Here is an 8,215-nt window from a genome sequence, read left to right on the forward strand (position 1 = left end):
ACGCACCGGAATAGGCATGTTGCCGAGAATTCCGCAGGACTTGGTGGGAGGATCGGGCCACCGGGGAGCCGCCGGACGCGACGTCCCGGCGACGGAGAACGATCATCGGACTTCTGGGGGGATCACCGTGGCCGGTGAGCCAGGACACCGGCGGGTGGAGGCGCTGCGCACCGGGGACGCCATCGCGCTGGGTGAGGTGTACGACGCCTACGCGCCGCTCCTCTACCACTACTGCCACGGGCTGCTCCGCGACCGCGTCGAGGCGGCGGGGGCGCTGCGCAACACCGTCATCGCGGCCCGCGAGCACGCCGACCGGCTCGCCGAGCCCGACCGGCTGCGCGGCTGGCTGTACGCGCTGGCCCGCAAGGAGTGCCTGCGGCGCCGCGACAGCCCGCACCGGCGCACCGGCGAGGAGGCGCGGGAGACCGACGATGGATCGTTCCCCGAGCAGGCCGCGCGCCGCGCCGACGACCGCGTGATCGCCCACAGCGCCCTCGCCGCGCTCACCGGGCTGCAGCGTGAGGCGCTCGACCTGGCGGTCCGCCACGAGCTGGACGAGGTCGATCTGGCGGGCGTCCTGGGCGTGCCCCTGGAGGAGACCTACCACCTCGTGGAGCGGGCCCGCACCGATCTCGCCGCGGCCGCGCGCGCCACCCTGATCGCGTGGCACCACCGCGGGGAGTGCCCCGACGCCGCCGCGCTCGCGGACGCGTGGCCGCTCGCCGCGTCCGCCGCGGGGCGGCTCGTCCAGCATGTCGAGGGCTGCCCGGCGTGCGGCGCGCAGCGGGTGCCGCAGCCGTCCGGCACGGCCCTGCTCGGCGCGCTGCCGGTCGCGGCGCTGCCCGGCGACCTGCGGCCGGACGTCCTGACCGCCGCCACCGCGCGGGACCGGGCCGACAACCGGCGCGCGATCGCCGCCTGGGCGGAGCCGTTCGACGAGTACGGCCGGCCGCTCCCGTACGCGCCGCCGGCCGGACGCGCCCGCGACCGGACGCGCCGGCGCCGCCCGCTGCTGCTGACCGTCGGCGCGGGGGTCGCCGTCCTCACCGTCATCGGGGGGACGATGACGGCGTTCGGCGGCGAGGACCGCGGCCGCGACGCCCCGGTCCCGGTGACGGCCGACACCGGCGGCCCGGTCACCGTGGCCGAGCCCGCGCCGCCGAGGCCGACCGCCGGATCGACCGCCAGGTCCCGGCCGCCCTCGCCCACACCCTCGAAGACCCCGACGGCGACGCCCTCGCCGTCCACGAGCGCGACGCGGAACGCCACGGAACGCTCGGCTGCGCCCCGCACGTCCCGTCCGACCACGCCGCCGCGCGCGGGCGTGCTGTCCGTCGAGTCCTGCGACATGCACAGGCGCGGCTCCTGCCACGTCAGGATCACGGCGGTCGGCGGGCCGGTGACGTGGCGCGTCACCGGTACCTCCGGGGTGGAGGCGGGTGGCGGCGGCCGTCTGGGCGCGGGCGAGTCCGCCGAGATCCGCGTCTCGCGTGCCCGGGATTTCTGCTGGGGCGAGCAGCGCGGCACCGTCGAGTTCGCGCCCGGCGGCACCGCGGTCGTCGAGTACGACTGCTGACGGGGGCGCCCTACCAGGGCTTGCCGGTGTCGAGGATGCGGTGCGCCCTCCCGACGAGGACGGGGACCGCGTCACCGATCTTGTCGAAGCCCTCGCCGACCGTCGCGTTCTGCAGGAAGCGCGCGTGGATGCCCTCCAGGATGACCGCGAGCTTGAAGCAGGCGAACGCGACATAGAAATCGAGGTCGGCCAGGTCGGAGCCGGTCAGCTCGGCGTACCGCTCGGTGAACTCGCGGCGCGTGAAGAAACCGGGGGCGGCGGTGATGGTCGCTCCCACGGGGAGGATCTCGTCCTCGGTGTCGGCCGCCTCGGCCCAGTAGACGAGGGTGAGCCCGAGGTCCGACAGCGGGTCGCCGAGGGTCGACATCTCCCAGTCGACGACCGCCGCGATCTCCGGCTCGGGCTCCACCCGGGCGAGCGCGTTGTCGAGGCGGAAGTCGCCGTGGACGAGGCGCGCCGGAGCGTCCGCGGGCAGCCGCTCGCCGAGCCGGGCGATGAGCCGGGCGTACTCGGGGACGTCGTGCTCGGCGCCGGTCGCGCGGATGGCGTCCTGCGAGGCGTCCCACTGCTGGCCCCAGCGCTTCAGCTGCCGCGCCATGTAGCCGTTCGGGCGGCCGAAGTCGCCGAGTCCGGCGGCCTCGACGTCCACGGTGTGGATCGCGGCGAGCGCGCGGGCCAGTGCCTCGCTGAGGCCGCGGGCCTGCTCCGGCGTCAGGTCGGCGGCGTCGTCGCGGGTGCGCAGGACGCGGCCCTCGACGTAGTCCATGAGGTAGAAGCGCGCGCCGATGACGTCCACGTCGTCGCAGTACGCCAGGGTCCTCGGCACCGGGACGCTCGAGCCGGCGCCGAGGGCGGACAGCACCCGGTACTCGCGTCCCATGTCGTGGGCGGTGGGGAGGACGTGGCCGAGCGGCGGGCGGCGCAGCACGATGCGGCGTCCGCCGTCCAGCGTGATCCCGTACGTCAGGTTCGAGCGTCCGCCGGAGATCAGGTCGATCGCCGTGATGGGGCCCGTGCCGGGGAGGGTTCGGTCCAGCCAGCCGGCGAGGCGGGGGACGTCGATGCCGGGGACCCCGGCCGGAAGGTCTGCGTCAACGCTCATGACGACCTATTAGAACGCGGCTCGGTATGCGGAGGGAACCCGCCCCCCTCGCATCCGGACCGGGCGACGGGCGGCCGGTTCCGGCCGTCCGCTGGCTGACCCCGGCCAATCGCTTGACCATCCCACTGACCTGCGGATTCTCTTCTCCCCCAGAATGGGGAGGTAGTTGAAGGGCAAAGCAAAACGGTGACAGAAGGTGCCAACTCGGAACACATCGGGTAGGCATGTGCGACGACACCCGGTAGAGGATCCTCTCCCGCCCGGAGGTCGCGACGCCGCCCCACCGGCCCATGGCGGCAGGCCGGACCCCTCGGTCCGGCCGGGCCACGACGTTCGGACTAGACCACAAGCGGGACTAGCCCGCCCTATTTGGGGGGTACGCACCGTGGCGGACGCATGGCTGCCCGACGCCGGCCGTATGCCGGCCCGACACGACGGCGGAGCGCTGCAGGGAGGGGCGCCCAGAGTCGTCTGGTGCGCCAGCGAGACCGATCCCCAAGGGGTCTCGGCCCGCTCGGTGGCCGCCGACCTGCTCAAGGAGGGCAGCCCCCCGCACCTCGTCTGGCATCCCGGCTCGGGCGACATCGTCCAACTGCTGCCCCTCACCCGGGCCGGCCGCCTGCTCGGCGTCGCCGCCGCCCGCGAGGGCCGCACCTGCCTCCAGATCGCCGTGGTCGCCCAGGCCCGCGTCCCGTTCACCGGCGCGGTCCTCCTCGGCCTGGACCCGCTGATGCGCTGGCTGGACGACTGGAACGTCCCGCGCCGCTGGCCCGCCGGCCCGCCCCTGCCGTCCCCGCAGTCGTACCACTCCCAGCGCAGCCGCAAGGACTGGGCGCGCGGCGGCCACTACGGCGCCTCACAGGTACCCGGCGCGGACCGCCTCGACCCCGGCGCCCTCGACATCCGCCGCATCACCGGCCCTGACACCCCGGTCGCCGCGATCCCGCGCCCGCGCCACGTCCCCGGCATGGACCCCGCACCGGCGACCGTCCCGCCCGCTCGCCTGACCCCGCTCACCGCCGACCCGCTGCGCACCCCCGAAGCCGTCCCGGCCGTCCCGCCGGTCCCCATCGCGAACTGAGCCCTGGGCCGAAACGGAAAGAGCCTGGTCATCGGAGATGACCAGGCTCTTCGCTCGGGGTGAGTGAGGGGACTTGAACCCCCGACATCTTGGACCACAACCAAGTGCTCTGCCAGCTGAGCTACACCCACCGTGCGCCGGGATCCCTCCCGGCTTCCAGTAGTGTAGCGGCTCCCCGGGGGTGGGTCAGCCGACTATCTCGGCCGCCAGCGCTTTCGCCGTCTCCGAGTCGGGGCCGGGCTGCGGGACGAACACGGCGGCGCGGTAGTAGCGCAGCTCCTGGATGCTCTCCGTGATGTCGGCCAGGGCCCGGTGGCCGCCCTTCTTCTCCGGGCTCGCGAAGTACGCGCGCGGGTACCAGCGGCGGGCCAGCTCCTTGATGGAGGAGACGTCCACCATCCGGTAGTGCAGGTGGGAGTCCAGGGCGGGCATGTCCCGGGCGAGGAACGAGCGGTCCGTCGCGATGGAGTTGCCGCAGAGGGGGGCCTTCTTCGCGTCCTTCACGTGAGTGCGGATGTAGGCGAGGACGGTGTCCTCGGCCTCGGTCAGCGTCACGCCGCCGGGAAGCACGTCCAGCAGGCCGGACGCGGTGTGCATGTCCCGGACGACCTTGGACATCTGCGTCAGCGACTCCGGCGGCGGCTTGACCACGACGTCGACGCCCTCGTCCAGGATGTTGAGCTCGCTGTCGGTGACCAGCGCGGCTATCTCGATCAGCGCGTCCGCGCGCAGGTCGAGCCCCGTCATTTCGCAATCGATCCAGACCAGCCGCTCGTTCATGGGACAACCCTACGACCTTGACCATCCCCCCGCCTCAGGCCGGGGGGATTCAACTGCCCGTCCGGCTACGGGGCGGGGATGCCGGGACGCAGCGCCGGGTCGGGCTCGGGCGTCCCGAACACCTGGCGGACGGGCAGGACACCGGCCCAGACGTCCAGCGCGAGGTCCGGCTCGTCGTCGTTCGGCGGGCCCTGCCGGACCTTGACGGACGCCTCGTCCAGCGGAAGGGCGAGGACGGCCGTGGCCGCCATCTCCTTGCGGGTGGGCATCCGGGCCTCGGTCCAGCGGCCGGGGGCGAGGTTGTCGGTGATCGCGCGGAGCCCGGCGAGCGCTTCGTCGGCGTCCGTGACGGCGGACGGGACGCCGTAGATCACGGCGCTGCGGTAGTTCATCGAGTGGTGGAACAGCGAGCGGGCCAGGACGATGCCGTCGAGGTGCGTCACCGTGACGCAGACCTCCTGGGACGGGGCGTCCATCAGGCTGCGCGCGCCGGTGGAGCCGTGCAGGTAGAGGGTGTCGCCGAGGCGCCCGTACCCGGTCGGCATGACGCGGGGCGCGCCGTTCACCACAACGCCGAGATGGCAGATCATGCCCTCGTCCAGGATCTCGTAGAGGACGGCGCGGTCGGTGCGCACGCGCTCCGGAAGGCGGGCGAGACGGGTGCGCGGGGTGGCCGAAAGGGGCTTCATGCCGCTCTACGCTAGGGATCGAGTGGCCTGGCCGGTATGTCCACTCGACACCTTTTCCGGGAGACCACTTTGTCGATCGATCTGCCGCTCACCGTCGATCGCGGCGCGGCCGAGCCGATGCACGCCCAGCTCGTCGCGCAACTGCGGGCCGCCATGCGGGAGGGGCGGCTCGCGGCGGGCGAGCGGCTGCCCGCGAGCCGTGCGCTCGCCGGGGTGCTCGGCGTCAGCCGGACGGTCGTGACGGAGGCGTACGAGCAGCTGTACGCGGAGGGCTGGCTGGAGGGGCGGCACGGCTCGGGCACGTACGTCACCGACGGGGTCGCCGAGGTCTCCGCACCGCAGCCGGTGGCGCTGAAGGTCGCCCGGCCGGCGGCGGCGCCGTCCGGCATGGTCGATCTGCGTCCCGGACTGCCGTGGGTCGGGCGTCTGGACACCCCGGCGTGGCGGCGGGCGTGGCGGCTCGCGGCGACCGTGCCGCCGCAGCAGCGGCAGGACCCGCACGGCCTGCCGGGCCTGCGCGCGGCGCTGGCGGAGCACGTCCGGCGGGGCCGGGGCGTCGCGTGCCCGGTCGACGGCCTGCTGATCACGCGCGGCGCGACGAACGGCCTCGACCTCCTCGCCGCGACCGTCCTGCGGCCCGGCGACCGCGCCGGCGTCGAGGAGCCCGGCTACCGGCGGGCGCGCGCGGTGCTCGCCGGGCGCGGCGCCGAGATCGTCCCGTGCCCCGTGGACGAGCACGGCCTCATCGTCGACGCCCTCCCGGACGATCTGCGCCTCGTCTACACGACGCCCTCGCACCAGTTCCCGCTGGGCGGCGTCCTGCCGGTGCCCCGGCGGCAGGCCCTCCTCGCCTGGGCGCGGCGGACGGGCGCCCTCATCGCCGAGGACGACTACGACGGCGAGTTCCGCTACGACGTCGCCCCCCTGCCCGCCCTCTACGGGCTGGATCCGGACGTCGTCGTCCACCTCGGCACCACCACCAAGATCCTCACGGCGGACATGGGGGTCGGCTGGCTCGTCGCCCGGCCCGACCTCGTCGCGGCCGTCGCGGCCCGCCGGGTGGAGCTCAGCGACCGCACGGCCGTCGTGCCGCAGGACGCCCTCCGCATCCTCCTCGAACGCGGCGACCTGGACCGCCACCTCCGCCGCATGCGCGCCGAGTACGCCCGCCGCCGCGCCGCCGTCGTCCGGGCGCTGGACGGCCTGCCGCTGCGCGGCGACACCGCCGGCCTGCACCTGGTCGTGGACGCCCCGCCGGACGTCGCGGACCGCGTCGTGCGCGAGGCGGCGGAGCGGGGCGTCCTGCTGGAGACCCTGGCCCACCACCACGCGGCCCCGCCGGCGTTCTCCGGCCTGGTCATCGGCTACGGCTCCGCCGCCTTCACCGACCTGGCGCCCGCCGCGGCACTCACCCGCGAACTCACCATTTCCGGACGAATCCGGTACGACGGCTGACCCGGATTCATTGGCTCACGATGATCGGGCGGTTATGCTCCGTCCTTATAAAAGCCAACGACACCCCAAGGGCAACGGATGAGTGTCGACGAAACGGCCCCACTGCGCGTCCTTATCGTGGACGGCGACCCCCGCGTCCGCGCCGACGCGATCTCCCGCCTGCGGGGCAGCGACGAACTGGAGGTCGTCGCCGAGGCCGCCGAGCCCGGCGACGCCCTCGACCTCGCCGAGAAGCTGCGCCCCGACATCGTCCTGCTGGCGGCGCGCGCGGCCCGCCACACCGCCCCCCTCAGCCGCTCGTGCCGCGTGTTCGTCCTGGCCGCCCCAGGCCAGGACGGGGTCGAGGTCGCGATGCGGGGCGGCGCGACCGGCCACCTGGAGCCCGGCGCGTTCACCGCCGGCGACCTGATCCGCGGCGTCCGCGACGCGTCCCGCGTCTCCCACGGCCTGTCCGCGCGCGAGGCCGAGGTCATGGACCTCATCGCCACCGGACGCTCCAACGGCGAGATCGCCCGCCAGCTCTTCCTCAGCGAGAAGACCGTCAAGAACCACGTCAACCGCATCTACGCGAAGCTCGGCGTCGGCTCCCGCGCGACCGCCATCGCCCTCTGGCGCGGCATGGTCAGCGTCCTTCCGGTCCGAGACTAACCGGTTCGCACTGGTCCGCAGCTCCTGATACTGTTCTTCCTGTCGCCAGGGACACCGGCCAAGGCCGGAGCCCCAAACGACGGGCGCCGTTAGCTCAATTGGCAGAGCAGCGGACTCTTAATCCGCGGGTTCGGGGTTCAAGTCCCTGACGGCGCACCCGCATACCGCTTTACCAGCGGAAACTTCCTCGACGGGGGTCTCGGTCCCCATCAGATCCCCACGAGGTGGGGATTAGGCCGCTTTGATGCGGCGACGTGCCAGAGACTGGCGGGCAGCGGCTCGGCCCTGCTCTGACGGCTCGACGTACATGTCCATGGTGGTGCTGAACTTGGAGTGCCCCAGAATCGCCTGGACGGTCTTGCCGTCCACTCCATCACCGATCAGCAGAGTCGCCAGCGTGTGACGCAGTTGATGCGGCGTGAGCTTGAGCTCGGCCTTCTTGCACGCCTTGTTCCAGCGCCACCGTAGGTAGTAGCGGGTCATCGGCTGGCCTTCTTCGGTGGTGAAGATGAGCCGGACTTTCCGCGTCTCCTCATCCCCGTCGCGGTAGTGGTACGTCATCTCGTGGGCTACGGGCGGATGCTCCTCCATGTAGGCCGTGATAACCGCGTCGAGGGTCGGGGTGAGGATCGTCGTGCGGATGCCCGCCTTGCTCTTGGGCTCCTTGAGATAGAACTTCTTCGTCTTGTGGTGTCTGGCCACCTGCCGGTCGATGGCCACCTCGCCGGCCTCCCGATCGATCTGGTCGACGCACAGACCGAGCCCCTCGGAGAGCCGGACCCCGGTCTCTGAGGCGCCCCGGATCTTCCGGACAGGTCCCCAACTAGGGTTGGGGAGAACCGGAAGGGAAGGTCGTTGGCACGACAGAGGCGGCATTTCACCCA

General features: G+C 73.1%; 8 protein-coding genes and 2 tRNA genes. 5 read left to right on the forward strand and 5 right to left on the reverse strand.

Annotation, left to right across the window (positions count from 1 at the left end; all coding sequences use genetic code 11):
• The first annotated feature begins 127 nt into the window (after nucleotides 1–127).
• Nucleotides 128–1,576: a sigma-70 family RNA polymerase sigma factor gene (locus IE99_RS0117575; RefSeq protein WP_169744447.1), complete on the forward strand. Its 1,449-nt coding sequence runs from the start codon at nucleotides 128–130 to the stop codon at nucleotides 1,574–1,576.
• 10 nt (nucleotides 1,577–1,586) lie between these two features.
• Here IE99_RS0117575 and IE99_RS0117580 read toward each other — a convergent pair whose 3' ends face one another.
• The gene (locus IE99_RS0117580) at nucleotides 1,587–2,678 is read right to left on the reverse strand and encodes a phosphotransferase family protein (protein WP_030171485.1); all 1,092 of its coding nucleotides are present in this window, start codon (nucleotides 2,676–2,678) and stop codon (nucleotides 1,587–1,589) included.
• A 385-nt stretch (nucleotides 2,679–3,063) separates the two neighbouring features.
• Here IE99_RS0117580 and IE99_RS0117585 point away from each other — a divergent pair, with 385 nt between their 5' ends.
• Entirely contained in the window at nucleotides 3,064–3,759 is a 696-nt protein-coding gene (locus IE99_RS0117585; RefSeq protein WP_030171488.1) for a hypothetical protein, read from the forward strand.
• 58 nt (nucleotides 3,760–3,817) lie between these two features.
• On the opposite strand, the gene IE99_RS0117590 is transcribed toward IE99_RS0117585, so the two are convergent.
• The 3 genes from IE99_RS0117590 to IE99_RS0117600 form a co-directional block, all read right to left on the reverse strand.
• Nucleotides 3,818–3,890: transfer RNA gene (locus IE99_RS0117590), tRNA-His, on the reverse strand.
• Between the two features lie 55 nt (nucleotides 3,891–3,945).
• The gene (orn, locus tag IE99_RS0117595) at nucleotides 3,946–4,539 is read right to left on the reverse strand and encodes an oligoribonuclease (RefSeq protein WP_030171491.1); all 594 of its coding nucleotides are present in this window, start codon (nucleotides 4,537–4,539) and stop codon (nucleotides 3,946–3,948) included.
• Between the two features lie 65 nt (nucleotides 4,540–4,604).
• Nucleotides 4,605–5,228: a pyridoxamine 5'-phosphate oxidase family protein gene (locus IE99_RS0117600; RefSeq protein WP_030171498.1), complete on the reverse strand. Its 624-nt coding sequence runs from the start codon at nucleotides 5,226–5,228 to the stop codon at nucleotides 4,605–4,607.
• A 75-nt stretch (nucleotides 5,229–5,303) separates the two neighbouring features.
• On the opposite strand from IE99_RS0117600, the gene pdxR reads away from it, so the two are divergent.
• The 3 genes from pdxR to IE99_RS0117615 all read left to right on the forward strand — a co-directional run bounded on the left by pdxR (nucleotide 5,304) and on the right by IE99_RS0117615 (nucleotide 7,487).
• Entirely contained in the window at nucleotides 5,304–6,683 is a 1,380-nt protein-coding gene (gene pdxR, locus IE99_RS0117605; RefSeq protein ID WP_037559643.1) for a MocR-like pyridoxine biosynthesis transcription factor PdxR, read from the forward strand.
• A gap of 78 nt (nucleotides 6,684–6,761) precedes the next feature.
• On the forward strand, nucleotides 6,762–7,331 hold the full coding sequence (locus IE99_RS0117610; RefSeq protein ID WP_030171504.1) for a response regulator transcription factor: 570 nt from the start codon (nucleotides 6,762–6,764) through the stop codon (nucleotides 7,329–7,331).
• An 83-nt stretch (nucleotides 7,332–7,414) separates the two neighbouring features.
• Nucleotides 7,415–7,487 (forward strand) — tRNA-Lys (locus IE99_RS0117615).
• A 75-nt stretch (nucleotides 7,488–7,562) separates the two neighbouring features.
• On the opposite strand, the gene IE99_RS0117620 is transcribed toward IE99_RS0117615, so the two are convergent.
• Nucleotides 7,563–8,215: site-specific integrase (locus tag IE99_RS0117620; RefSeq protein ID WP_157610360.1), on the reverse strand; the 653-nt coding region annotated here is incomplete at its 5' end.

Source organism: Spirillospora albida (assembly GCF_000718255.1).
GTDB classification, from domain to species: Bacteria; Actinomycetota; Actinomycetes; order Streptosporangiales; family Streptosporangiaceae; genus Spirillospora; species Spirillospora albida.